The 25,714-nt window shown below is 39.7% G+C and carries 20 protein-coding genes and 1 tRNA gene; 15 read left to right on the top strand and 6 right to left on the bottom strand.

Annotated features, from left to right (window positions below; genetic code table 11):
* Positions 1-591 precede the first annotated feature (591 nt).
* The 3 genes from ACQKNS_RS08495 to ACQKNS_RS08485 all read right to left on the bottom strand — a co-directional run bounded on the left by ACQKNS_RS08495 (position 592) and on the right by ACQKNS_RS08485 (position 4,959).
* Positions 592-1,998, bottom strand: a complete 1,407-nt coding sequence (locus ACQKNS_RS08495; protein ID WP_427642021.1) for a M20 family metallopeptidase — start codon at positions 1,996-1,998, stop codon at positions 592-594.
* A 39-nt stretch (positions 1,999-2,037) separates the two neighbouring features.
* Positions 2,038-3,297 carry an amidohydrolase gene (locus ACQKNS_RS08490; RefSeq protein ID WP_427642020.1) on the bottom strand — a complete coding sequence of 420 codons (1,260 nt, stop codon included), beginning with the start codon at positions 3,295-3,297 and terminating at the stop codon, positions 2,038-2,040.
* Between the two features lie 117 nt (positions 3,298-3,414).
* Complete coding sequence (locus tag ACQKNS_RS08485) at positions 3,415-4,959, bottom strand: AbgT family transporter (RefSeq protein WP_427642019.1); 1,545 nt, start codon at positions 4,957-4,959, stop codon at positions 3,415-3,417.
* Between the two features lie 468 nt (positions 4,960-5,427).
* Here ACQKNS_RS08485 and ACQKNS_RS08480 point away from each other — a divergent pair, with 468 nt between their 5' ends.
* The 5 genes from ACQKNS_RS08480 to ACQKNS_RS08460 all read left to right on the top strand — a co-directional run bounded on the left by ACQKNS_RS08480 (position 5,428) and on the right by ACQKNS_RS08460 (position 11,452).
* The gene (locus ACQKNS_RS08480; protein WP_427642018.1) at positions 5,428-6,732 is read left to right on the top strand and encodes a hypothetical protein; all 1,305 of its coding nucleotides are present in this window, start codon (positions 5,428-5,430) and stop codon (positions 6,730-6,732) included.
* Between the two features lie 272 nt (positions 6,733-7,004).
* Complete coding sequence (locus ACQKNS_RS08475) at positions 7,005-8,303, top strand: hypothetical protein (RefSeq protein ID WP_427642017.1); 1,299 nt, start codon at positions 7,005-7,007, stop codon at positions 8,301-8,303.
* A gap of 243 nt (positions 8,304-8,546) precedes the next feature.
* Entirely contained in the window at positions 8,547-9,719 is a 1,173-nt protein-coding gene (locus ACQKNS_RS08470) for a M20 family metallopeptidase (protein WP_427642179.1), read from the top strand.
* A 12-nt stretch (positions 9,720-9,731) separates the two neighbouring features.
* Positions 9,732-9,932, top strand: a complete 201-nt coding sequence (locus tag ACQKNS_RS08465) for a DUF3311 domain-containing protein (RefSeq protein ID WP_098370916.1) — start codon at positions 9,732-9,734, stop codon at positions 9,930-9,932.
* Entirely contained in the window at positions 9,929-11,452 is a 1,524-nt protein-coding gene (locus tag ACQKNS_RS08460; protein ID WP_427642016.1) for a sodium:solute symporter family protein, read from the top strand. The genes ACQKNS_RS08465 and ACQKNS_RS08460 overlap by 4 nt, the downstream gene beginning before the upstream one ends.
* A 169-nt stretch (positions 11,453-11,621) precedes the next feature.
* Here the strand turns inward: ACQKNS_RS08460 and ACQKNS_RS08455 are convergent, their stop codons facing one another.
* Complete coding sequence (locus ACQKNS_RS08455; RefSeq protein WP_427642015.1) at positions 11,622-11,750, bottom strand: hypothetical protein; 129 nt, start codon at positions 11,748-11,750, stop codon at positions 11,622-11,624.
* A 1,074-nt stretch (positions 11,751-12,824) separates the two neighbouring features.
* Entirely contained in the window at positions 12,825-14,168 is a 1,344-nt protein-coding gene (locus ACQKNS_RS08450) for an alpha/beta hydrolase family protein (protein ID WP_427642014.1), read from the bottom strand.
* 700 nt (positions 14,169-14,868) lie between these two features.
* Here ACQKNS_RS08450 and ACQKNS_RS08445 point away from each other — a divergent pair.
* The 4 genes from ACQKNS_RS08445 (at position 14,869) to ACQKNS_RS08430 (ending at position 18,918) form a co-directional block, all read left to right on the top strand.
* Positions 14,869-15,897: an NADP-dependent oxidoreductase gene (locus ACQKNS_RS08445; RefSeq protein WP_427642013.1), complete on the top strand. Its 1,029-nt coding sequence runs from the start codon at positions 14,869-14,871 to the stop codon at positions 15,895-15,897.
* Positions 15,898-16,130: 233 nt separating this feature from the next.
* Positions 16,131-18,080 (top strand): FUSC family protein, encoded by a 1,950-nt coding sequence (locus ACQKNS_RS08440; RefSeq protein WP_427642012.1) that lies wholly within the window; start codon positions 16,131-16,133, stop codon positions 18,078-18,080.
* Between the two features lie 163 nt (positions 18,081-18,243).
* Positions 18,244-18,657, top strand: a complete 414-nt coding sequence (locus tag ACQKNS_RS08435) for a YbjN domain-containing protein (RefSeq protein WP_427642011.1) — start codon at positions 18,244-18,246, stop codon at positions 18,655-18,657.
* Positions 18,658-18,844: 187 nt separating this feature from the next.
* A tRNA-Gly gene (locus ACQKNS_RS08430) sits at positions 18,845-18,918 on the top strand.
* Positions 18,919-19,336: 418 nt separating this feature from the next.
* Here the strand turns inward: ACQKNS_RS08430 and ACQKNS_RS08425 are convergent.
* Positions 19,337-20,005 (bottom strand): B3/B4 domain-containing protein, encoded by a 669-nt coding sequence (locus tag ACQKNS_RS08425; protein ID WP_427642010.1) that lies wholly within the window; start codon positions 20,003-20,005, stop codon positions 19,337-19,339.
* 104 nt (positions 20,006-20,109) lie between these two features.
* Between ACQKNS_RS08425 and queG the strand changes: the two genes are divergently transcribed.
* The 6 genes from queG to ACQKNS_RS08395 all read left to right on the top strand — a co-directional run bounded on the left by queG (position 20,110) and on the right by ACQKNS_RS08395 (position 25,705).
* Positions 20,110-21,249 carry a tRNA epoxyqueuosine(34) reductase QueG gene (gene queG / locus ACQKNS_RS08420; protein ID WP_427642009.1) on the top strand — a complete coding sequence of 380 codons (1,140 nt, stop codon included), beginning with the start codon at positions 20,110-20,112 and terminating at the stop codon, positions 21,247-21,249.
* Between the two features lie 201 nt (positions 21,250-21,450).
* Positions 21,451-22,308 (top strand): amidase domain-containing protein, encoded by an 858-nt coding sequence (locus ACQKNS_RS08415; RefSeq protein WP_427642008.1) that lies wholly within the window; start codon positions 21,451-21,453, stop codon positions 22,306-22,308.
* Positions 22,309-22,375: 67 nt separating this feature from the next.
* A complete protein-coding gene (gene trmL, locus ACQKNS_RS08410) occupies positions 22,376-22,864 on the top strand; it encodes a tRNA (uridine(34)/cytosine(34)/5-carboxymethylaminomethyluridine(34)-2'-O)-methyltransferase TrmL (protein WP_427642007.1) in 489 nt (162 codons plus the stop codon).
* 81 nt (positions 22,865-22,945) lie between these two features.
* Positions 22,946-23,695 carry an oxygen-insensitive NADPH nitroreductase gene (gene nfsA, locus ACQKNS_RS08405; protein ID WP_427642006.1) on the top strand — a complete coding sequence of 250 codons (750 nt, stop codon included), beginning with the start codon at positions 22,946-22,948 and terminating at the stop codon, positions 23,693-23,695.
* Positions 23,696-23,985: 290 nt separating this feature from the next.
* Complete coding sequence (locus ACQKNS_RS08400; RefSeq protein WP_427642005.1) at positions 23,986-24,834, top strand: ABC transporter ATP-binding protein; 849 nt, start codon at positions 23,986-23,988, stop codon at positions 24,832-24,834.
* A complete protein-coding gene (locus tag ACQKNS_RS08395) occupies positions 24,785-25,705 on the top strand; it encodes an iron-hydroxamate ABC transporter substrate-binding protein (RefSeq protein WP_427642004.1) in 921 nt (306 codons plus the stop codon). Before ACQKNS_RS08400 ends, ACQKNS_RS08395 begins: the two co-directional genes overlap by 50 nt.
* Positions 25,706-25,714: the final 9 nt, after the last annotated feature.

Genomic DNA, 25,714 nt, shown 5'->3' with positions numbered 1-25,714 from the left:
TACTTTCCTCGCCAGAAAGAAATGAAAATGAGATTTGCAGAACTTCAAAAGAGTGAACCTGAAAAGCTAATAGTTATATTAAAAAGCAAGCACGAAATTGAAGGATATTTGTTGAACATGAAGGGATAAGCTTCTTCCTATTCATTTTTATGATACTTAGAGATTTCCGAGAATTAATTTAAATCCAAAATGGAAAAGGGATCTTCCGATCGAAGATCCCTGAGACTTTAGACAAATTCGAAGAAGTCGAGTTTGCCACAGATTTTTATGGCTTGTACAATTTGGACGTGGATTCCGCTCAAGAAACTCGCTTTCCGCGGACGTTCGGGGAGCCTCCTCGGCATGCGCCTGCGGGGTCTCCCCGAGACACGCATTTCCCGCAGGAGTCTCGCACCTTTCTCTCCAATCAACTTTGTTCTAACATTTAGATAGAAAACATACTAGAGGAGTTGAAGGTGTTGGTTTGGGAACATCTTTTGATGAAAAATATGTTTTCCGAATTCCCTTTTTATACATCATAATTTTCCATGAACTAAATTACCATATAACTACGGACAATTGACGATACGGGCAGCCCGCTAATCTAGTCTATCACCTTTTAACTGAAGGCTTTACATCTTGCGGAATAGGGGAGATATAGCTTTTCCCTTGTAATCGTTCTTTTAGCTCCGTTTTTGCCTTTTCAATTAATTCCGGATTTTGAAGTACTTCTACTGCAGTTGCCGCAATAACCTTGCCAGCATGAAGCATTCCTTTATGGGCAATGGATGTTGATCCAAGTGTAACCCACTGCCAGCTATGCAAAGGTGACCCAAGAACAAAACAAGCTGTTGTGCATTGGGCAGTAGGAACAATCCAACTGACATCTCCCACATCCGATGAACCAGTTAATGGCGCTTGGAAGCCCTCAATCGGTTCTAACCAATTTGCCAATGCATCATCTTGATTATCTTTAAAAGGATTGATTGTACTGTTCCTTTCTTGTTCAGTTAAGGTGGCGCGGACTTCTTTGGCAAGCTGTTTTTCCTTATCATCGTGTTGTGGAATACCTAATTCTTGAAAATTCTTGTGCATGACGGATTCTAGCACGTTATTTTGGATAACATTGGAACAGGCTTTATCGAAAACGATTTCTAATTCTGTTCCTGTCATAAGGGCAGCCCCTTTAGCAATATTACAAACTCTCAAGTAAATATCTTGAACTTGTGAAACTTCTGGAGCTCGTAATAAATAAAGAACTTCTGCATCTTGTTGGACAACATTAGGTGATAATCCACCTGAATTCGTTATTGCATAATGGACCCTTGCTTCTTGAATGATATGCTCTCTTAAATAGTTCACGCCAACATTCATAAGTTCCACGGCATCTAAAGCACTCCGTCCCAAATGTGGTGATGCTGCTGCATGAGAGCTTTTGCCTTTAAACTTATAATACACTTGGAAATTGGAAAGCGAATCCATCGACATCACGCCGTTAACATCCAGTGGGTGCCAACAAAATGCAAAATCAACGTCATCGAACAAACCTTCCCTGACCATGAAGGTTTTGCCTGATCCGCCTTCTTCTCCTGGACATCCATAATAACGAACTGTTCCATTTATATGATTCTCTTCCATATAGTCCTTCACTGCAACAGCTGCAGCTAAAGAACCCGTACCAAGTAAATTGTGACCACATCCATGGCCATTTTCACCTTGTACTATTGGCTCTTGTTTAGCTGTAGCTTTTTTTTGACTCATACCTGACAGCGCATCGAATTCTCCCATGATTGCCACAATAGGTTTACCGGTCCCAAAGCTACCGATAAATGCCGTTTCTATGTTTCCAACACCTTTTTCGACAGAAAATCCTTCGCTTTCTAACGTGCTGCAAAGCAATTCAGCAGATTGATATTCTTCAAAGCGAGTTTCCGCAAAATTCCATATACAGTCACTGACTTCAATGAATTTTCCTTTTTTTTGTTCAATGATTTCCGATAATCTATTTACATGTGTCATTTTTACACACTTTCCTTCCTATATATATATTCTGAAGAATTATTTTAATAGGCGTCTTGCAATTAGATTCAAAAGTTCTGCACTCCTTGGTAAAACTTCTTCCTGAATATCAAATTTAGGGTGGTGATGTGGTGCAGGAATATCAGTCCCAATAATCATATATGTCCCTTTCCCGCCATTATCCTGTACTCTTCGAATCATAAAACTTGCATCTTCGCTACCAGCAGAACCGGATTCCCTGCATGCTTTGATTGTTGAAAAACCATCTACATTCCTTGCTTCTTCCATGGCCAGTTCGACAAGTTCTTGATCACAACGAATCGTGATTGCTTGACCTATAATTTCAATTTCATGTTCAAGCTCATGCATACCTGCACTATGAGCCACGATATTTCGAACACGTTGTTCCACTTCAGCATTTGTTTCTTCGGATACAGACCGGGTCTCAATGACCATTTTTGCATGAGCTGGAATAATATTAGCGGCTGTTCCTCCGTTAAGAATACCTACATTTATGCGGGTAGAACCTGAACTGAATCTTGGAATGGCATGTATATTTAACAATGCGGTGGCTGCTCCTAACAATGCATTTTTCCCTTTTTCCGGGGAAGCACCTGCGTGAGAAGATACCCCATAAAAATGGGCAGCCATTTTCGTACTTGCTAAAAAGCCGGAAGAACCACCATGAAATTCTCCTAGGGGGACATCTGTGCCAAGGTGCAGACAATATAAATAATCCACATCATCCAAAATCCCTTTTTGTACAATTGAATAGGCACCGCGTACTCCCTCTTCGGCAGGCTGAAAAATAAGCTTTACCGTTCCTGAAAAATTCCCGTCCGCTAATTTTTCAGCAAGTCCTAAGCCAATTGCTGTATGGCCATCGTGTGCACAGGCATGCATATTCCCCTCATATTTGGAACGAAAACCGTTTATTTGCGGGAAGTGGTCTGAATCAATACTTTCCGTAACAGGCAATGCATCCATATCAAAGCGGAAAGCTACAGTCGGGCCAGCAGTTTTTCCTTTTAATACACCAATGACGGCAGTATATCCACCCTCCATTTCTTGGAGTATTTTTGGATTGGCTCCATCTTGTAGTGCTCTATTAAATGTTTCCTCTAATACTTCAATAGGGGGGACTCCACGGCGAGAATCACCATCTAAAGCATCTTTTCCAAATATCACGTCATATTTCAGGGAAGTCAGTGCTTCTACTACCTTTGAAGCAGTTCGAAATTCCGTAAATCCAACTTCTGGATGTTGATGAAGATCACGTCTTAAAGAAATAATATCCAATTCGTTTCACTCCTAATATATTTGATGATCATTCATATAATAATTTGGTGTCTACACCAAGCAGCCCAGCCCCTCAAGTAGGATAAGGGGCATGCGAGGCGCTTGAGATTTTTAAACTTATGGTAATTTCGGATATACTCCGGGACCAATTGGGAGGCCAAGGAAATACCAAACGACTACCAATAGCGTCCAAATGATGAAGATGATAATCGGATAAGGCAAAATAAGAGAATAATAAGTTCCTAGTTTTGCATCTTTTCGATACTCTTGTAAGAAACTTAAGAATAGTGGGACAAATGGAGATACAGGTGCCAATGGCAGTACAGATGAATCTGCTACCCTGAACAACATTTGGGCGAAGGCAGGATGATAGCCTAATACCATGAACATCGGGACAAAAACGGGTGCCAATATAGACCATATTGCAGATCCGCTGGCAATGAACATGGAAAGAAGTCCGGATAAGAACATTAGCCCAATTAGGACAGGTGCGCCTTCTATGTTTAGCTGTTCCAAAAGATCTGTGATGGATAAAGCCAGGAATTTCCCCATATTACTCCAGTTAAAGCAAGCGACAAACTGGGATAGCGGGAAAACCATAATGATAAATCCGGCCATTCCTTTAATTGGGTCCACCAATAATTCCGGAATGTCATTTTGTTTCTTGATTGCTCCCACCTTAACTCCATAAGTAATAGAAACTGTAAAAAAGAAGAGTAAGATGATTGCGACAATTCCAGACATGAATGGAGAGGGAAGAATGGCTCCAGTTTCTGGATTTCGTAATAGAGCTCCTTCTGGAACGACTAGAATGGCCATAACAGCTATAAAAATCAATGCTGAAATACCTGTCGCCAGGAGTGCTTTGTTTTGTTGCTTCGTTAATTGCTCCAATTTTTTATGCTGACCGCCACCTTCATACTTTCCTAAGCGCGGCTCGACAAATTTATCTGTAATCAAGGATATAACTACCGTGAGTACGAGAACGGAAGTCGCCATGAAGAACCAGTTATCCGTAACGTTAACGGTCAAATTTGCATTCATGCCTTTCGCTACTTCCGAACTAATTCCTGAAAGCAAAACATCTGTTGTGACGATTAATAAGTTGGCAGTGAAACCTGAACCAACCCCAGCGATGGCAGCGAGCAACCCAGCAACTGGGTGACGTCCCACAGCAAGGAAAATTAAAGCACCAAGGGGAGGCATGATGACAAGTGCAGCATCAGAAGAAACATGACTAAAGAAGGCAACAAATACAACTAAATAACTAGCGTATTTCCCTGAGACTTTTAACGACATTTTCCGAATCAAAACTTCTAACAATCCAACTTTTTCTGCTAATCCTACTCCTAGCATAAGAGCTAAAATAGATCCCAGTGGTAAAAAACCGGAAAAGTTTTTAATCATATTCGGCAAAATCCATTGGATGCCTTCACGGCTTAAGAGGTTTTGAACTTCCACTTTCTCTCCACTTATCGGATCCGATGCCGAAACATGGAAAACTGATAAGAGAGCGGTTACAACAAATAAAAAGGCAATCATATAAATAAATAAGATAAAGGGGTGGGGGATTTTGTTTCCTATTCGCTCTACTCGATTGAAAAAACCACCCGTTTTCTGATTTTGAAGATTCGTTGTATCTTTGATTACTTTTTGTTCCATTACATTCTCCTCCTAAACCTTCTTCCATTTGTAGTTTGTGCGGTTTGCACCATTCCATTTATAAACTTTTTCTCTAAACATGCCTTAAACTCAATTACAGTCTTTCAACCTTTGTGAACTTCATTAATTCCTTCCAATATACAGATTTTTATTTAACGAATATTTAACGCTATTTTCGTTAAATGTATTATATAATTAAGAATAATCTATTTCAATAAAATTTTCAGAAAAAAGGGAAATTATTTTATGGTAATTCATGTGAAATGAACAATGGGATTCGAAAGCCTCGAATCAATAAGTCTTGCCACTCTTGAACTCACGATTGATAAGAAACCATGTAAAGTAGCACCGCTTACTTATGTCAACGGTGTACACGCTTTTATAGGTTGAGCTCACTTTTTATTCCCTGTAAAGGTTGGTTATTTTGATATAATAAAACTAATAGTATGATGTAGGGGTGAAATAAACTTGTATAAAATTGGTGTTGTAGGTCCACTTTCATCAATAAAGAAAATTCGGGATGTTACTAATGAATTTGAACATGAAATAGATTTTATTGATTTTCCATATGAAGATGCACGTGAGGTAACGGACATTATAAAAAATCACCAAAATGCAGTAAATGGTTGGTTTTTCTCTGGACCGGTCCCATATAGAATAGCTAAAGAAATGTTAGATTCAGATGCCAATTTTACGTATTGTCCTCCTGTAGGATCTAGTTTATATAGATGTTTTCTACAAATGTCGGCTGATCAAAAATATTTTTTTGATAAGATATCCATCGATATGATTCGATTGGAAGACTTTTTTTTGCAAGAATCGTTACAAGAGCTGGGGATTTCCACCGAACATATTTATGTAAAAACATTTGATGAACAATATGATTTTCAAGACATTGTTCAATTTCATCTTCATTTGTGGAGGGAAGGGGAGGTACATGGTGTCCTAACCGTTTTACAATCTGTGTATGAGGCATTGAAGAAGGAGAATGTTCCTGTTTACAAAATAAATATGACAAAGATGGAAATTCGGCAAGCGGTCAAGATTTTAATTGAAAAAGCAAAAAGCACTTATTTCAAGGATAGCCAAATAGGCGTGGAAATCATTGAAATTGATCAGTTCGATCAATTTGTTGACGAGGTTAATATTCGTTACCATCTGCAGCATGTGGAGCTTAAGATTAAACAAACATTACTTACATTTTGCGAAAAATTAGATGGATCCCTCATCGAAAATGGAAACGGCCGCTATCAAATATTTAGTTCACGAAAGGCAATTGAACGGGAAATTGGCAGCTTGCAAAGTACTGTTCAACAACTGGCCCTTGAAATGGATGTCCCCGTTGCAGTTGGTATTGGTTTTGGTGAGACGGCAGCATCAGCAGAAATCAATGCCCGCAAGGCGATCCGTCATTCGAAGAAACAAGACAGTTCCGGAATTGTCGTTATCCAGGAAGATGGTGTAATGATTGAATCCGTAGGTCAAGAAGAACAATTGGCATATACCTTCCGCTCTAATGATAAAGAACTGTTAGATAAATTGAATCAGGCTAACATTAGTGTAAAAACGTATAAAAAGATAGAAGCATTGGTTGATCGTATGGGCTGGGACGGATTCACCTCCTCAGACTTAGCCTCTCATTTATCCATGACCGTTCGAAATGCCCAGAGAATTTTGAGTAGTTTGAGTGAAAGTGGTTTAGTGGAGTACAAAGGAGAAGAACTTCAATCACCTCGCGGAAGACCTCGGAAGATTTATATGTTAAAGAAGTAATACACGACGTTCTTGGTATATACGTAAATGAAATTTGTTTGCCGATGAGAGATTTGAAGGGAATTCTTTGCTTTAGAATGCAACATATATACCATTGCTATCACTCTTTTCTTTTTGCTGCTGTTATGATAAAGAGGACAAGACAACTGCAAAGTGAGAAATAGTTAGGCAGCAGAAGAATTTGGATTACGTGATCATGACTTAAATTAAACTAGGATATTATGCAAAGAACATTGAATCTATAACAGATTATAAAGGAAGTCGATTAATGGATGTATAAAATCGGACTGGTCGGTCTAAAAACTTCTATAGAACAAATTTTAATCTTGGCAGAAGAATATAAGCATGAGTTGGAATTCATCTCTTTGCCCTATGTAAAGACAGATGAAGTAGAGACTATAGTAAAGGAACATGATTCTAACGTACATGCATGGCTTTTTTCTGGACCACTTCCCTATGATATTGCCCAAAAGGCACTAGGTACAGAAAAAATAATGGTCCATGTTCCGGCCACGGAATCAGGTTTTTATAAATCCTTATTAGAGATGATCTACGAACAGGGGAAAATCATTGAGCATCTAAGTATTGATACTATGTCCTCTAATAATATTAGCGAAGAAGCATTGTCACAATTGAATATAAAAACCAAAAAGATTTATACGAAAGAGTTTGATACAGATGTTGATACTGATGAATTGGTACATTTTCACTTGAATTTATGGAATGCGGGAAAGACAGAAGGAGCTTTTTCTTGTTTTCCGTCCGTGTGTGAAGCTTTAAGAGGATATGGCATTCCAGCCTACCGTATGTCGATGAGTAAGATGGAAGTGCGGCAAACGCTTCGAATTCTTTCTGAGAAAGTAAAGACTTCCTACTTTAAGGATACACAAATCGGAGTAGAAATCATTGAAGTCGAATATTTTAACAAAGTGGCTGAAGAAATGAAAACTCCTTATCATTTACAGTACTTGGAACTCCGGTTAAAGGAAATGTTGATTCAACTTGGCGAAAAAATAAATGGTTCCTTTTCAGAGAAAGGGAACGGAAGGTACATGATTTTTAGTTCTCGCGGCGCAATTGAACGAGAAATCATTACGCTCGAGGATACCATTCAAAAATTGGCATTTGAAGCAGATACTCCCGTTACCGTTGGAATTGGCTTCGGTGAGACTGCCTATTCAGCTGAAATCAATGCTTTTCGTGCCATTCAACATTCGAAAGAGATGAAAAAGCGTGAAATCGTGATTATTCAAGGTGATGGCAAAATTATTGAATCACCAGGCAAAAAGAAAGAATTGCAATATGATACCCGTTCCCACAATAAACCCCTTATTGAAAAGTTGAAAAACGGGAATATCAGCGTTAAAACGTTTAAGAAAATATCATCTCTCGTTCAAAGAATGGGCTGGAGTGATTTTACTACAAAGGATTTAGCGACACATCTTGATATGACAGAGCGTAATGTACGGCGAATTATTGCAGATATGTGCGAAGTTGATTTGGCACAATGCATTGGGGAAGAGGCTAGCTCCACTCGTGGAAGGCCGAGTAAAATTTATCGATTATTATAAATAAAAGGCACCCATAAATGGGGTGCCTTTTTATTTCTGCTTCATGCTGCGCTTTAAATTTTTCTAAAACTCGGCAACTGGATGTGGGGTTTGGTAATGGTTTGGAATTTTCAAAAAATATTGAAATAAAAACCGCGGGAGATTATACTCTATTTAAGGAATTTTTTCCTTAAACTATCCTAAAATAAAGGCTGATATGTAAATTGAATGAAAAAGGGGTTGTTGTGGGTGTCTCAAACGATAATGATTCAAGAGTTAATCGAAGCTGTTAAAGATGAAGTGATTGCTTGGAGAAGATATTTACATAAGTATCCGGAGCTTTCTTTTCAGGAGGAAAAAACAGCACAATTTGTTTATGAAAAGCTGCAAACTTTTGGTGAATTAGAAATTTCACGTCCGACAAAAACGAGCATTATGGCTCGTTTGATCGGTCAGCAGCCTGGGAAGGTTATTGCACTGCGGGCAGATATGGATGCGCTTCCAATTGAGGAAGAGAATGATTTTGACTTTGTGTCACAGAATTCAGGAGTTATGCATGCATGCGGACATGATGGGCATACGGCGATGCTGCTTGGCACAGCAAAAATTCTTACACAGTTAAAGGATCTAATTAAAGGGGAGGTCCGTTTTTTATTTCAACATGCTGAGGAACTGCCGCCCGGTGGAGCTCAAGAAATGGTGAGAGCCGGTGTACTGGATGGGGTGGATATGATCATTGGCACCCATCTCTTGTCGACTCTACCTTTCGGGAAAATTGGTTTCGGTTACGGTCCGGTGATGGCAGGAGCCGATACTTTTAACATTACTGTGGCCGGTAAAGGGGGGCATGCCTCACAGCCTGAACTTACCGTCGATCCCATAGCGATTGGAACACAGGTTGTATCGAATCTCCAGCACATTGTTTCGAGGTATCGGGATGCCCAGGAAGCCCTTGTGATTTCAGTGACCCAGTTCCATGCGGGAACTGCGATTAATGTCATTCCAAGTAAGGTAAGCATTGGTGGATCAGTTCGAAGCTTCAATCCGGAACTGAGGGAAAACGTTCCAACCTATATCGAACGCATTGTAAAAGGGATAACGGAAGCACATGGAGCAACTTATGAATTCGATTATCATTTTGGTTATGCACCTACCATTAATGATGAACAAGTTACTCGATTGATGGACGAAACGATCTGTGAAGTATTTGGTGAAGGAAGTCGAGAGATTTTAAAGCCGATAATGGGAAGTGAAGACTTCTCTGCTTTTCAAAAAGCAGTTCCGGGATCTTATATTGTAATAGGAGCCCGTAATGAAGAAAAAGGGATAATACATCCTCACCATCATCCTAAATTCACGATCGATGAACAGGCTTTACAATATGGGTTGAAGTTATATGTTCATGGAACTTTGAAAATGTTAAATCTGACATACTAGGGGGTTAAGAGTTTGAAAAAAATATATTGGCTCGGAATTGTCCCGTTTCTTGGCTTTATTGTGGGCGCTCTGTTTACAAATAAAGTGACTCCCTATGTTCTGGGAATGCCATTTTTTCATTTTTGGATTGTACTCTGGTCTGTGCTGACCACAGGTATAATGGGGATTATTTATTTACTGGACCCTGCTAATCAGAAGGGGGATTCAAGATGAATATTGCCGTTTTATTTATCCTGTTTTTTTTCGTCATTTCTGTTTTGATCGGCATCCAGGCTAAAAAAGGGAAAGAAATGAACTTGGAACAATGGTCGGTTGGAGGACGCGGGATGGGAGCCCTATTGATTTTCCTCTTGTCCGCAGGTGAAATGTATACTACTTTCACCTTTTTGGGTGCAAGTGGTTCGGCATATGGTGAAGGGGGTTCCATATTTAGCATCGTGTCATATGGCTGTCTGGCTACAGTGATCTCCTATTGGACATTTCCTGCTATCTGGAGGTATGCAAAGAAACACCAATTAGTTTCCCAATCAGATTTTTTTGTGAAAAAATATCAAAGTCCTTATCTTGGTGTGCTTGTTGCTGTAATAGGTGTTATTGCATGTACTTGCTACTTAGTCCTGCAATTGAAGGGGTTAGGATATATCGTTTCAGCAACATCCTATGGGGCAATCCCTTCTACAGCAGCCATTTGGGTCGGAGCGATTGGCGTTACCATTTTTGTAATGGTTTCCGGTATTCACGGTTCTGCCAGGACAGCTATTTTGAAGGATATTCTGATTCTTGGCATTGTCGTATTTTTAGGAGTGTATTTCCCGCTTCATTATTATGGCGGGCTTCAACCTATGTATGAGGCCATTGAACAGGCAAAGCCGAACTATACCATACTACCAGATCAGGGAATGAGCGTTTCGTGGTATATATCCACTGTTGTATTAAGCTCTATTGGATTTTATATGTGGCCGCACGGGTTTTCTCCTATTTATGCTGCATCCAGCGAAAAAGCCTTACGAAAAAATGCCATCCTAATGCCATTGTACCAATTGATTTTATTGTTTGCCTTTTTTGTCGGGTTTGCAGCGATCTTACAAATGCCTGGATTAAAAGGCGGCGACGCCGATCTTATCTTGCTGCAGCTTTCTAAACAGGATTTTGATCCATGGTTTGTGGGCTTAATCGGTGGTACAGGCGTGTTAGCCGCTCTAGTCCCAAGTTCCATGCTGTTAATGTCAATATCAACATTGCTTGCAAAAAACGTATATAGCGTATTCACTCCATCAGCAACGGAAGATCAAATTGCAAAACTGGTAAAATACTTGGTTCCCCTTATTTCACTTGTCGGGATTTACTTGACCTTTAAAGGTGGAAACACCCTTTTTAGTCTCGCTTTAATTGCCTATAATTTCATCACACAACTTGCTCCTGCCTTTTTCGCAAGTTTGATGAAAAAGAATTTTGTAACCAAACATGGAGCATTTGCCGGGATAATAACAGGGGGAGTGCTAGTCTCTATTATGGAACTAGGGAACATAAAAATCAGTAAACTATTTCCATATCTTCCTCAAGCAATTAAAGACCTGAATGTAGGAATTATTGCCCTATTTGTCAATATCGTAGTCTTGGTGGTGGTAAGCCTTATGACAAAAAACTTTAATTATACTCATCAAGGTACCGATAGTTTAGAAACGACTATGGAAGGGCACTATGTTCCAAGACAAAAAAAATCAAATATCTAACTTAATAATTCACTTCCGATATTTTAATGAAAACCGAATGAATGACCTCTTTTCTGGGGGCAGTTTTGTAGGACTCCATTTACATTCGGGATAACGCCGATAGTGAATTGGACTTTTTAGTTACAAAAGGAACAAACCGGTCTGAAGGTGGCCGGTTTGTTTCATTTAATTACTCTGTTTTGGAACTTTGATCTTTATTTCTTTTATTTCCTTTACTGTTGTCCCCACTAACTGGAGTTTGTCCGTGTAAATGCGGTGAATTTTGATTACGGCTGCCATTGTTGAATTTTTTTGTCATGTCTCACATCTCCTTTCTTTTTTCAAATACAGTTTGTCCCTTTTTGGTGAACTTATGTTTAACTTGCAAAGAACATTTAACTCAAGTGATATTCAAACCATTGTTTTACCCAAAAAAATCCTGTCAGGATATAAGGCATGTGATGAATGTATTTTGACGTACAACAAGAAGAAAGCCTCCCTTGGCCAGTAAGCGATAGCTCATCAGTAAGGATGATAAAAAGGTATCATTGCCTGTTAAAAAAGGGGGTAAGCTGCATTTCAAGTCAGGTTGGTTAGAATGGAGTTACAGAGGGCTAAGTCAAATTCTTAAAACGCTGTCAGACTTTCAAGTTGCGATCTGGAACCAGCAAAGAGAATTTTCATTTCGTTTGGGATCTTACACAGACAAAGTGTTCAAAAGGGCTGTTTTGATTATTGAAGTTCTGGTTATGGAACTAGAGGATTCTTTATCATAAGTTCATTCAAGGGGTTTAAATTACATAAATCGCTGCTTTATTTTTAATATACTTGCAGTAGTAGTTTGCAGTTCTGAAAAAAAGAAAAGTATATACAGATAAATGATTTCAAGGATACATGTAGTATTCTTTTTTAAAGCAAGTATAAACATCTTCATAGTGATCTTTCCTTTCTTATTGTAATTTCATCAATTATACTAATGATTTTATACAAATTCTTCCTTCTTGTTAGATAACCTACCATTGTTTTTCTGAAAGTAAGATTTTGTTAGAGTCGTTATCAGGAGGCTATTTCAAGTGACGATATTTCTCATAACCTCGGTAGAATATATTTTGCGTGCTTTTTTTTTTGGGGGAATGAACGAAACTGATTTTGGTATGTACTTTATATGAAGTATTTGCTCCACAGTTATTGGCACTTTACCATTAATTCATGCTCTTTCAAAAAAAGTGGGACAAAGTATCTCGGAGAAAAACTAAAAAACAAAAGGCAGATTGCTGCTGCCTTTTGTTTTTTAGTTTTAAAAATTCCCCTGCTAAAAGTCCTTTTGGTAATTTAATGCTACTATGGGATCATTATGTATGCCAATTACCTGAAACTTGTGGAGACACAATTCTCAATTGTTTTTTTTATGATCGTCATTACTTGTGATGTCATTTTTGTTTAAAAATTCAATGATTCCATTCACCAAGCCAGGGGATAATGGTAGTTCAGGATTTGTATAGGTTGCTAAATTTCCCTTTCGATCTGCAGGGGCTTCTTTCAATACATGATTCATCTTTTCGAGGATAAGTAATTCAGAATCGCTTTTTTCCTCATGTAACGCTTTTGCGTTGGTTGCCGGCACTTGAATATCTCTATTACCGTTTACGATTAGAACAGGGATATTCAGTTCCTTTACTAATTCTATCGGGTTATATTGAATCCAAGAAATCATGTAAGGTTGAACAGAAGGCCGGAATACACTTTGCAAATCAGCACTGACAGTCCTGACTTGTTTTCCTTGTTTCAGCTTTGCCAGTATCTCTTTGGATTCCGTTAATAACTTCGGTGTCAGTTGCTCTTCAAGCTGTTTAATGAGTACTTGGTCAATGGGTTCACCTGCACCCGCTAATGAAATGAATATGTCTGTTTCTGTTTTCTTTGCGGCTGCCATCCCGATTAAAGAGCCTTCACTATGCCCGATGATGCCAACTTTGGAAAAACGGGCATCCTTTTTGGCAAATTGAGCCCAAGCAGCTGCATCATCAATATATTGTTCAAATCTCAGGTCTTTTTCTTTTCCTGCCAATTGCACATTTTCACCAATTCCGCGTTTATCATACCTAATGCTTGCAATACCTTTTTCTGCAAGACTCCCGGCTAACATTTTTAAACTATTATTTTTTCCTGCATTTGCAACGGAGTTACCATCTTTATCGGTCGGTCCAGAACCCGCAATTATAATCATCACAGGAAAAGGCCCTTCATTTTTTGGTGTTTCCAAAAGGCCTTTAATGGTTCCGTCCTTTATGTCGGCCTGCACGATCTCACCTGATTCTTTCTCTTCAGCTGCCTGATCCGATTTCTTAAGTAATTCAAAGGGGAACGCTTGCCCATTTTGAACAAATGTTCCTGAAATCCTTTCCTGATCTACTTTCCCATCAAACGTTATTTTCTGATTTTGGATTTCCATATCAAAAAACAAGTCTGATTTACTTAACTTCACGCTTGTTAATGGGAATTCGTTCAATCCTTGTACGGGGATGCTTATCGTTCCATCTTTCTTCGTAAAATGAATGATGATTGGAAGCGGTTGATTTGGAACCTTAATATCTCCTTCCCACCTGCCTTCAATAGCTTTCAACGAGCTCACTTCCTTCGGTTTCTCTTCCACTTGTACCGTGTCCTTGGTTCTGCAACCTGCCATTACTACAAAAGCACTTACGATAATACATATAATTGCCAAAGGTCTTTTCATTTGAGCCATTTCCTTTCTTTAATAATAGGCATAAAAACATGTAACGTGTTTCTTTGTTTCAGTCATTCGTATCCGTCTTCATTATAGATAAGTATTAATATATAATTCCAATATTTTCCCTTAAATGGGGGTTATTCTTCCGGTGTATCTTTCTAAATACGGTGGCAAAAAATATCTAAGAGACGTTCAACCAGAGCGTTGTAGACTTTCCAGTAAACCAAGTTCACATATGCTTCCAAAGTTTTTTTTCAAGTGTGAACATAGTCTCAAAGGTTTCAGTACAAACTGTCCATGCTGACGTTTTACATCGGGTATTTATAAGAAGAAAAAAAGTAGCTGCTGAGCTTGAATAGTTGCCAAGCAGACTAAAAAAAAAGTGTCTGTCAAGCTGCGGCCTTTTCCGGTATCCAAACGGGGAAAGGCTGTTAAATTTTCCTGGTAGTAAACCGTATATTGTGGAAGTCCTACGTCATTATTTATGCTCAAAATGAACATTGAAGGTAACAAAGCCATTTCCTGCTGACCTTTATATGAATGAAAAACATGGGACATAATAGGTCATAGCAAGTATGGGGTTTTAAGGAAATTGCATAAAGAGTGTTATGGAAGCAATAGCCAATCATATTCTTTGACCTATGAACTTCATCAGTGATACGCTTCTTTTCGAAATTACGTATTCAAAATACAAGGAGGAACAATGATGGCACAAACCAAACAACAAATGATCACCTTGGCAAATCGTCCAAAAGGTATGCCCTCAAAAGGGGATTTTAACTTTGTTGAGAGTGAAGTTCCCACACCAAAGGATAATGAAATTTTAGTGCGTACATTATATTTATCTGTCGATCCATACATGCGTGGCAGAATGCAAGATACCAAGTCATATATCGCTCCATTTGAATTGAATAAGGTTATCACGGGTGGGGTGGTTGCTGAAGTTGTTGAGTCCAAATCGAATTCCTTCAAACAAGGAGATGTCGTTGTTGGGAATATTGACTGGGCAGAATACACAGTTGTCACCGAAAAGGAAATCCGCGTGATTGATCCCAAGGTGGCTCCGGTCACAACTCATTTAGGGATTCTTGGAATGACCGGTTTAACTGCTTACTTTGGCTTGCTTGATATTGGTAAACCTCAAGAAGGTGAAACTGTAGTGGTTTCAGGAGCGGCTGGAGCAGTAGGTTCAGTAGTCGGACAAATTGCTAAGATTAAAGGTGCGAAGGTTGTTGGCATAGCTGGTTCAGATGAAAAACTTGAGTACTTAACGAAAGAGCTCGGATTTGATGGAGCCGTAAATTATAAAAGAGATAGTTTCAAAATCGATTTAGCTAATGCAGTTCCCGGTGGAGTCGATGTTTATTTCGATAATGTGGGCGGAGAGGTGTCCGATGCTGTTTTCACACTTTTGAATGCGAATGCCCGAATTCCATTATGCGGAGCGATTTCCTCGTATAATGCAGAAGGGAAAGATCTAGGACCGCGTCTGCAATCGGCGATGATCAAAACCAGTGCACTTATGAAAGGTTTCACAGTTGGAAATTATGCCGCTAGATTTCAAGAAGGGGCTACGGATTTAGGTAAGTGGCTTCAAGAAGGAAAGCTGAAGTATGAAGAAACGATTATTGAAGGGTTCGAAAACACACCTGATGCATTTTTAGGTTTGTTTAAAGGAACGAACCTCGGTAAACAGCTTGTAAAAGTTGCGGAACCTGAATTCGCTCAAATATAAGATTTATGGTAATGAAGCTGAGAAGGTCCTTTATTGTGATTTTTGAGCAGCTTATAATAAAAGCGGCCTTTTTTCGAATTCAATCGGGGAAAGGCCGTTTTCCTTTCAGGTTAATATACAATCCTTCATTACCTTTTGTGGTATCTTTTGATCCATCTGAAGGATATTAATTATAGAAGTCTCCTCATTCACTGCAGAGTCAATAGAATCATTAATGAAAGGAAAAATAGCAAATGAATGAAAGTAAGCACCCTTCCGAATCTCTGAAAACAGATGCGATACATACGACACTTAAACAGGCTTTTGAAATAAAGAAGAATCCATTTCCCTGGATGAAAGCACTAAGTGCAGGCATAGCTGCTGCCTTACCTGTTTTCATTGGCTTATTATTCGGGAATTTAGCGTACGGTTTACTTTCAGGAATAGGAGGTTTCACGTATTTATACGTTTTTAACCAACCATATCAACAAAGAGCTAAAAAGATTTTCTTTGTGATGGTGGGTCTTGCTTTATCTGTTGTTTTAGGGACGATTTTGGCACCATACCAATTGGGAACAGCCATAATGATGGGAATCATCGGGGCAAGTGTTTTTTTTATATTTGGTGCATTAAAGATTACCGGTCCTTCAGCGGTATTCTTCGTCTTGAGTTTTGCACTTGCGACAGGTATGCCCGTTGATCAAAGTCTGGCCCCGTTGCGTGGGGGCCTCGTTTTAATGGGTGGGTCACTATCTTGGATAATCTGCATGTTAGGCTGGTTTTTCAACCCGCATGGACCGGAATCGCTTGCGGTGGAAAAGGTGTACATGGAATTGGGGGCATTCTTTGATTCCATGGGTACCGAGACATTCAATAAAGCAAGACAGGGAACGGTATTGGCTATGAAACACGCTGAGGATACACTGTTAGCCGGGGTTTCAAACAGGCGAAGTTCAGATGAGTTAAAGCGGTTGTTCCTATTGAATGAACATGCGAATGCCATATTCTTGGAGGCTCTGGAAATTTCCTTGAACAAAAATATCGTACTTCCGCCGGAATTAGGTCAATCCGTTCGAGCTCTGGCCGGTTCCATTGCATCTAGAACAAAGAATAAAAGCAAGATCCTTCAACCTGACCAAATGACTGAAGATGTGGAAGATTTATTCATGAGGATTTATAATGCAGATGCCATCTTGAATGAACCTGTCCAGAAAATCGATCAAGCAGCAACCATCTCAAAACCTTCTATAAAAACCATTTTTCTTGGGGCGTTCGATAAGAATTCAATTGTCTTTCTCTCATCCGTTCGATATGGAACAATCCTTACCATTGCCGCCATCATTGCCTATTCCGCCGATTTTAACCGTTCGTACTGGATTCCCTTATCCTGTGCGGCCGTTATGTCGGGTTCTTCCATAATCGCCACATTCCATCGGGCGGTCCAAAGGACTTTCGGGACGATCATCGGACTCCTGATAGCAAGTTTGATCCTAGCTGCCGTTCATAACGAGTTTACGATCATTTTGATCATTTTACTGTTGACATTCATTACAGAGCTTTTCATCGTTCGGAATTATGGATTGGCAGCGATGTTTTTTACCCCTTCAGCATTGATCATGGCGGAATATTCATCCCAAAGCTATGATTTCAGTTTTTTTGCGACCGTAAGGATAACCGATATCGTAGTTGGAAGCTTGATAGGGCTTATTGGGGCGCTGTTACTTGGCGGCCGTTCTGCATCCAGTCTTCTCAATCATTTGATGGCCAAAACGATTCGAAGCCAAGGGCAGTTATTATTGATGGCGTTCTCTGAAAAGGATAATGACCTGGCAATAGATGAAAGCAGCGAAAGGAACAAAATGCAAACAAATATGGTGAATCTATTAACGGTCTACAATGCATCCCTTGGTGAGATATTCAAAAACAAGTCTAGACTGGAATCTCTTTGGCCCGTTATATTTTCGATAGAACAGTTGGGCTATTATCTAAATGCCAGCTTGAAATCCTCTAAACGGCCAGTACTATCTGAGAGAGATCTCGCACAAATGCTGTATGTTTTCGAAACCATGGCGATAGCGGCAGATAAAGGTAGATTAAATACTAATAAAGAAGTGCCTGAAATTAAAGGATATTCAAAAATCCGCCAGGAAATGTTGGACCTTCAAGAAGCGCTTCGGTTTGCGGGGAAGCAACTGGCTAATTAATCTATTGATTCCAATAAGGGAGTTTTCATGTTTGACTCCCATTCCATTTATGAATGATTCTTCGCCACTGTTAATAGGATGAAATTGGCAGAATTATAGAAAAGTCTGTAAAAATGCCGGTTTTCATTATAAAATGTACTTACAAACAGAAAGGTGATGAACCATGTCAAACATTGCTAAATTTCGTGATTTTTTAACTAGTGAGAAAATCTATATGAATGAGTTGAAAGAAGACAGCACCACCTTTTTTAGAGCTGAGCAAAAGTTAAAGGACGGGTGGAAGGTCCTTTTAGTATTTGCTTTCAATCAAGACGAAAATGTGGCGGACTTATTTTGCTTTAATGTCGCCGAGTTGAAGAATCCTGAAAAGAAACAGGATGTACATACACTGTTGAATGAATATAATGCTAATTTTAGGTATTCCAAGCTGTATGAAGAAAATGGGACCATTTCCATTCGGTATTCATACTCCATTGAAGGGGAGATCGTACCGGATCTGGAGTTCAGGAAGTTGATCATGCTGCTTGAAACGGCACAGCAGGTTTATCCGAGGTTAATGGAAGTCATTTGGTCTTAAATCATCATATAGGATGAAAAAGTTCTCTGAATCAGGGGACTTTTAAACATCTTTACTAGAATGAATGAATATATTGACGTTACAATACATGAATTATTAATTTTTTTTAAAAGAACTATTGCATTTTTTCACATTAAACTATATAATTAATTTTGTTAGGTGATTCGACAAACTTCTACAAGAATATGCGGGTGTAGTTTAGTGGTAAAACCTCAGCCTTCCAAGCTGATGATGAGGGTTCGATTCCCTTCACCCGCTCCAATACATACTCATAACGTAGGGTTTCGTTACCTGGAGAACGAAGCTTTGCGTTTAAATATTTTTACAAGAATTCTACTGTTTACAGTGGGATTTTTTTATTGTCCAATTTAACTATGGAAGCGGTAATACCGTAACGAAAACTGGGTTTTCCATTTATTGATGATCCTTCATCAGGAAGAGGGGGTATTCCGATGCAGCACAAACTTGTTCAAAGAGATTGACTGCGTTAGCAGTATCAGTTTGAATAAGTTTGTGCTTTTATTGTTCAAACTGAATAAGTTGTGCAATTAGGTATGGCCGAAAGGTTGAATAAAAGGATATTCGCCCACTGGTGTTATTAATTATCCATTTAAGTTAGGGAAAATCATGAAAAGACCCCTTCCGATTGTGGAAAGGGCTTATTTCCGTTCCATTTTAATTATCCTTCTACAATCGAGTATGTCCCTTCGCCACCGTGTATTTCAAGGAACATGTCCATCAAGGATTTCGTTAGCTGATCTGCTTCGGTGATTGGAGTATTGGGTTGTAGATATATGATTTGGATGGCTTTTTTCGTTCCTTCGGTGACTTTCGTGCGTTCTGAATCAACGTAAGGACTTCCGAATGCGCCATCATGATCGGCTGATGTAATCATATTTTCCATGGAATTAAAGCGGCCGTTCAAACCGTCATAACCATCTTGCCCTTCGCCAATCTTTATCGCGATGTCTCCTGCTAACTTTTCCGCATCATAAATGCCGATCGGAACTTCATATAACAGCGAGAAGAAGTTATTCAAATCGATGGCTGAGTGGATGGGTGTCAAGTAATTCTGTTTTTTTATGCGGCGGTAAAGGGCTTCCACGGAGGGACGATACCGTGAAGGGTTTGTTCCTGTGGCCTTGAAAATCTCCCGCCACGCTTTAATGCCGGAAAAGTCGGTCAATTCCTTTTCTTCAAGGTCGAAGAAAAGAGCTTCCTGAAATAGTTGAAGTCTTCCTTTCACCATTTGCGGGGAGGGACCTACTTCGATGTTTTCATATGTAATGATCCCAACTTTGAATTCAGGGATTTTACTGCTAAGATTAGCTGATACGGTAATTTCCAACCGTTTCACCTCCAAAAATGATTGCAATTAGTTTATCATAGATAGCAATGGTTTGAAATGGATTAAGGCTTCAATGGGAATACTGAATGAAGTAGGTGATTGATATGGATATTAACTCATTCAAGCAAGAAGTGATTTTATATAGTAAGGAAATCGGCATTGATAAGATCGGCTTTACTTCAGCCACGGCTTTTACGGAATTGAAAGGTCGGCTGATACGTCAACAGGAGCTGGATTATCAGTCAGGGTTTGAAGAAGCAAATATAGAGAAAAGGGTAAGGCCTGAATTGATATTCGATAAACCGCAATCCATCATTTCGATTGCGCTTGCCTATCCTTCGAAATTGAAAGATGCTCCGCAAAGTACAAAAAGTGAGCGACGCGGGACTTTTTGCAGGGCTTCTTGGGGAACCGATTATCATACCGTCCTTCGAAATAGATTGCAGTTACTTGAGAATTTCATTAAAGATAAAGTGCCAGGGGCATTGACGAAGTCCATGGTTGATACGGGTGAATTATCAGATAGGGCAGTGGCTGAGCGTGCGGGGATTGGCTGGAGTGGAAAAAACAGTATGATCATCACTCCGGAATTCGGGTCATATGTATATTTGGGAGACATGATTACCAACCTGCCATTTGAACCTGATCAACCGATGGAAGATCAATGCGGTACATGCAATAAATGTGTCGATGTTTGCCCGACTGGTGCGCTCGTTCAGGGCGGGCAGCTAAATTCCAAGCGTTGCATTGCGTTCTTAACGCAGACAAAAGGTTTCCTTCCGGATGAGTTCAGGACGAAAATAGGCAATCGTTTGTATGGGTGCGATACATGCCAGACAGTTTGTCCGAAAAACAAAGGAATGGATTTTCATTTCCATGAAGAGATGGAACCCGACCCCGAGCTGGCGAAACCACTCTTGAAACCACTGCTTACGATTTCAAATCGGGAATTTAAAGAGACTTACGGCCATGTATCTGGCTCTTGGCGTGGTAAAAAACCCATCCAACGAAATGCCATTTTAGCATTGGCCCACTTCAAAGATGAAACGGCATTGCCCCAATTGATACAGGTCATGAAGGATGATCCACGGCCCGTAATCCGGGGAACGGCGGCATGGGCAGTTGGGAAAATTGGACGGGAGAAGGCCGTTTCCATTCTGGAAGAAGCACGAATGAAGGAAAAGGATGAAGAGGTACTGGCGGAAATTGAAAAAGGACTGCAGTTTACCTTGGAAGCAAAATGATTTTTAAAATGCAGTCGCCCCGCAAATATTAACGGGGCGGCTTTTTTGGCTTAAGATATGCCGGTGTCTTAAAGGTTACCATTTTAATGGATTTCCTTTTATTTTTAAAGGGTTGAAATTCCCGCATTAGATGAAGTTGTGTTTTTGTCCATGCCCTCATACATACACATTAGCATAGATGGTAAGAAGGAGGGCATGAACTTGAGGGAACAATTGCAACGCCTTTTACAAGAAAGAGTGGAATTTTATACTTCCGATGACCTGGAACGGAGTGAAAGGAAGTTACATTTGAAAAAGGAAATGATGAGGAACCGTGCTGCGGAAATTGTTCGGGTGAATGCGGCAGGAAAGGTACATTCGAAGAAAAAGGAAGACAATGATACAGTCCTGACATATCATGTGCATCTGCAATATTTATTGAAACAGGAGGGTTCATTTTATATAGAAGAAGAAATGGAAGAAAGGGAGGCCAGGTTTCGAAATGGGTATATAGTGGATGAACGTGAGCTGTTTCCCAGCTTTGAAACCGAAGAGGCACCGCAAAAATGTGATCCTGGCGCAGATCGTCTCGCATATAAGTATGATCGAATGAAGGCCGTCCAATATGCCGAGCGTTGGTGGAACGAATTCAATCCGGCTTATCATAAATTCACTGATGATTGTACGAATTACATTTCCCAATGTTTACATGCGGGAGGAATACCGATGTGGGGGGCGCCGAACAAAAATAAGGGCTGGTGGATTAGGGGGAAAAGCTGGAGTTACACATGGACGACGGCCCATTCTTTATATCATCTGCTTAAAGCCGGGAATACCATCAAGACAAAGCAGGTGGAGTCGGCCAGGGAATTGAATTTGGGTGATATTCTCTGCATAGATTTCGAAGGGGACGGAAGATTTGATCATAACTTGATCGTAACGGCAAAGGACCAGGACGGGATGCCGCTTGTGAATGCACATACGATGAACAGCCGTCACCGGTATTGGACATATGAAGATTCAACCAGATATACACCGAACATCGTTTATAAATTCTTTGTGATTTTGGATGGAGGGTGATTGGTTTTTAGTCTTTTTTGTTTAATGCTATAATTAAGAAGAAGTTCAAACTAGAGGTGAAAATGAAGTGTCAATACATGTAGTATTATATCAACCACAGATTCCAGCAAATACAGGAAATATCGCAAGAACATGTGCAGGGACGGATACGTCTTTACATCTTATCCGCCCGCTCGGGTTCTCGACGGATGACAAACAGCTTAAACGGGCCGGGCTCGATTATTGGGAGAATGTAAAGATCCATTATTATGATTCGTTAGAAGAGTTTTTTGAAAGAAATGCCGGAGGAGAATTTTATTACTTAACCAAATTCGGTGAGCAGCCGCATTCCACCTTCGATTACAGTGATCAAGACAGTGAAATATACTTCATTTTTGGCCGTGAAACGACGGGTCTCCCGAAAGAGCTGATCAAAGAAAATATGGATCGGTGCCTGCGGATTCCGATGACGGATAAAGTGCGTTCCCTTAATCTGTCGAACACGGCTGCCATCTTGGTTTATGAAGCATTGAGACAGCAGAATTACCGTGAATTGGATTTGAAAACAAAAGGTTGAGATTCATCAATGTCATACTGTCATCGGGGGCATTTGGGCCCCGATGATGGATACTTTACATATTCTTAAGGGGTGGGAGCATTGAATAACATTATTGAGAAGATCTTAGATCACCGTTCCATTCGTTCTTTTGAGGACAAGTTATTGTCTGAGGAGCAAATCAATACGATTGTGGAATGTGCCCAAGCGGCATCGACTTCAAGCTATATCCAAGCGTATTCAATCATAGGGGTAACCGATCCAAAAAAGAAAGCCAAGCTTGCTGAACTTGCCGGACCGCAATCATATGTAGAGAATAATGGACATCTATTCGTCTTTTGCGCAGATTTATATCGTCAGGATATGGTTTCCGAAATGGAAAACACGGACTTGTCCGAATCGATTGAAAGTACGGAAAAATTCATGGTTGCCTGTATCGATGCCGCTCTTGCAGCTCAAAATGCAGCATTGGCAGCAGAATCGATGGATCTTGGCATTTGCTATATAGGCGGGATCCGCAATAATCTCCCGGAAGTGTCAGCGATTTTGAATATACCGCATCGAGTTATACCATTATTCGGTCTAGTGGTCGGATATCCGAAAAACCGTTCGGATAAAAAGCCGCGTTTGCCGCTGGCCAATATCTATCATGAAAATGGATACCAGGAGGATAAGCAAGAGTTCATCGGTCAACTTGAAGAGTATAATGAAACGATTTCCAGTTATTACGAGCAACGGACTAAAGGTAAACGAAACGACACCTGGACCGGGCAAATGGCTGGGATGCTCGGAAAGAAAAGCAGGTTGTACATGAAAGATTACGTTGAGAAACAAGGTTTTAAGAAACATTGATTGATGAAATTGCCCATTAGGAACATTCTTGCCTTCTTCATAAGGGGCATCTGTCAATGAGCCAAGCAGTAAAGGTCCCGGATATGTTTCCGGGACCTTTACTGCTTTCATTTGTCAGTAGGTATATACAGTTGATTTCAAAAAATCCTGTCGAATTTCTTCTTATATACCCATGAAATTACCATTGACAATATATATAGATAGAATTATAGTAATTAAGTAATGGATAATGATAATCATTTTCATTTGGTTTTTTACTTACCTATTTTTCAGTAAATGGAGGTTGAAAAATGGTTCGCCTATATACAGAGAATTTAAAAATTGGTTATGGTGAACGTTTAATTGTAAAAGATCTCAGTGTGAAAATTCCAGATAAAAAAATCACAACGATCATCGGTTCAAATGGTTGTGGGAAATCGACACTTTTGAAAGCGATCACCAGGATCATTCCAAATCAATCAGGTTCGGTTGTTTTAGATGGAGTGAATATTTCAAAAGAAAGCACTAAGATCCTTGCAAGGAAAATGGCCATACTTCCGCAGACTCCCGAGAGTGCAAGCGGATTGACGGTTGGGGAACTCGTATCATATGGGCGCTTTCCCTATCAAAAAGGTTTTGGGCGCCTGACCCAAAAAGACTATGATGTAATCGATTGGGCACTTGAAGTGACCGGCACGAAAGACTTCAAGTTCCGTCCGGTGGATGCCCTTTCAGGAGGTCAGCGCCAGCGTGTTTGGATTGCAATGGCCCTTGCCCAGGAAACGGAAATCATCTTCCTTGATGAGCCGACCACCTATTTGGACATGGCGCATCAACTGGAGGTTCTAGAATTATTACAGAGGCTGAATGTGGAACAGGGACGTACAATCGTCATGGTTCTTCATGATTTAAACCAAGCTGCTCGCTTTGCCGACTATATCATTGCCTTAAAGGACGGGGAAATAGTCAAAGCGGGAGATTGTGAAGAAGTCATCACTCATGAAGTGCTTAGGGAAGTGTTCCATATTGATGCGGTAATCGGTCGAGATCAACGGACGAACAAACCAATGTGCAGCACATACAATTTATTAAAAGGAGATTTGACAACAAATGAAAAAGATAATGATCCCGTTTATTCTGCTGTTAGTGTTAATTATTAGTGCTTGTGGTAACGAGTCAACCGAAAAAGAAAAAAGCACCGCTTCAAAAAAAGAAAAATCAGGTACAATCACATATCAATCTGAAAATGGTCCTGTTGAAGTTCCGGCAGATCCTCAGCGTGTTTTAGTACTATCTTCTTTCGCAGGTAACGTAATGGCATTGGATGTTAACCTTGTAGGGGTTGATTCGTGGTCTAAAATGAACCCGAACTTTAAAGAGTTAAAAAATGTCGAGGAAGTGACGGACGAAAACCTGGAAAAAATCATCGAGTTGAATCCGGATTTAATCATTGGTTTATCAACGATTAAAAATGTCGATAAATTAAAGGAAATTGCTCCAACTGTAACGTATACATACGGAAAAGTGGACTATTTAACACAACATGTAGAAATCGGTAAACTTTTGAATAAAGAAAAAGAAGCTCAAGCATGGGTGGATGATTTCAAAAAACGGGCAAAAAACACTGGTGATGAAATTAAGGCTAAAATTGGAGAAGATGCTACCGTTTCCGTTTTCGAAAAGTTTGACAAGCAGTTCTATGTATATGGCGATAATTGGGGCCGTGGAACGGAAATCCTTTATCAAGAAATGAAATTGGGCATGCCTGAAAAGGTAAAAGAAACGGCATTGAAAGATGGTTATTTTGCCTTGTCATTAGAAGTCCTGAAAGACTATGCAGGTGATTATGTGATTTTGAGCAATAACAAAGATCAGGACAATTCATTCCAACAAACAGATACGTTTAAAAACATACCTGCCGTTAAAAACAATCAACTATATGAAGCTGATGCAAAAAAATTCTACTTTAATGATCCAATAACATTAGAATACCAATTAGACTTCTTTTCCAAAAGTTTTCTTGGAAAATAATACAGCGAG

It is taken from the genome of Peribacillus sp. NPDC094092, from assembly GCF_050279365.1.
Taxonomy (GTDB): domain Bacteria; phylum Bacillota; class Bacilli; order Bacillales; family DSM-1321; genus Peribacillus.
The sequence above is the reverse complement of the archived record's forward strand: the minus strand, read 5'-3'. Positions and strand labels throughout refer to the sequence as shown.

Coding starts and splice junctions, on each gene's coding strand:
- ACQKNS_RS08470 (WP_427642179.1), top strand. CDS start 8,547: ATGATTCAAGAGTTAATCGAAGCTGTTAAAGATGAAGTGATTGCTTGG.
- ACQKNS_RS08475 (WP_427642017.1), top strand. CDS start 7,005: ATGTATAAAATCGGACTGGTCGGTCTAAAAACTTCTATAGAACAAATT.
- ACQKNS_RS08485 (WP_427642019.1), bottom strand. CDS start 4,959: ATGGAACAAAAAGTAATCAAAGATACAACGAATCTTCAAAATCAGAAA.
- ACQKNS_RS08400 (WP_427642005.1), top strand. CDS start 23,986: ATGGTTCGCCTATATACAGAGAATTTAAAAATTGGTTATGGTGAACGT.
- ACQKNS_RS08455 (WP_427642015.1), bottom strand. CDS start 11,750: ATGACAAAAAAATTCAACAATGGCAGCCGTAATCAAAATTCACCGCAT.
- ACQKNS_RS08450 (WP_427642014.1), bottom strand. CDS start 14,168: ATGAAAAGACCTTTGGCAATTATATGTATTATCGTAAGTGCTTTTGTA.
- ACQKNS_RS08395 (WP_427642004.1), top strand. CDS start 24,785: ATGAAAAAGATAATGATCCCGTTTATTCTGCTGTTAGTGTTAATTATT.
- ACQKNS_RS08495 (WP_427642021.1), bottom strand. CDS start 1,998: ATGACACATGTAAATAGATTATCGGAAATCATTGAACAAAAAAAAGGA.
- ACQKNS_RS08460 (WP_427642016.1), top strand. CDS start 9,929: ATGAATATTGCCGTTTTATTTATCCTGTTTTTTTTCGTCATTTCTGTT.
- ACQKNS_RS08445 (WP_427642013.1), top strand. CDS start 14,869: ATGGCACAAACCAAACAACAAATGATCACCTTGGCAAATCGTCCAAAA.
- ACQKNS_RS08440 (WP_427642012.1), top strand. CDS start 16,131: ATGAATGAAAGTAAGCACCCTTCCGAATCTCTGAAAACAGATGCGATA.
- ACQKNS_RS08435 (WP_427642011.1), top strand. CDS start 18,244: ATGTCAAACATTGCTAAATTTCGTGATTTTTTAACTAGTGAGAAAATC.
- queG (WP_427642009.1), top strand. CDS start 20,110: ATGGATATTAACTCATTCAAGCAAGAAGTGATTTTATATAGTAAGGAA.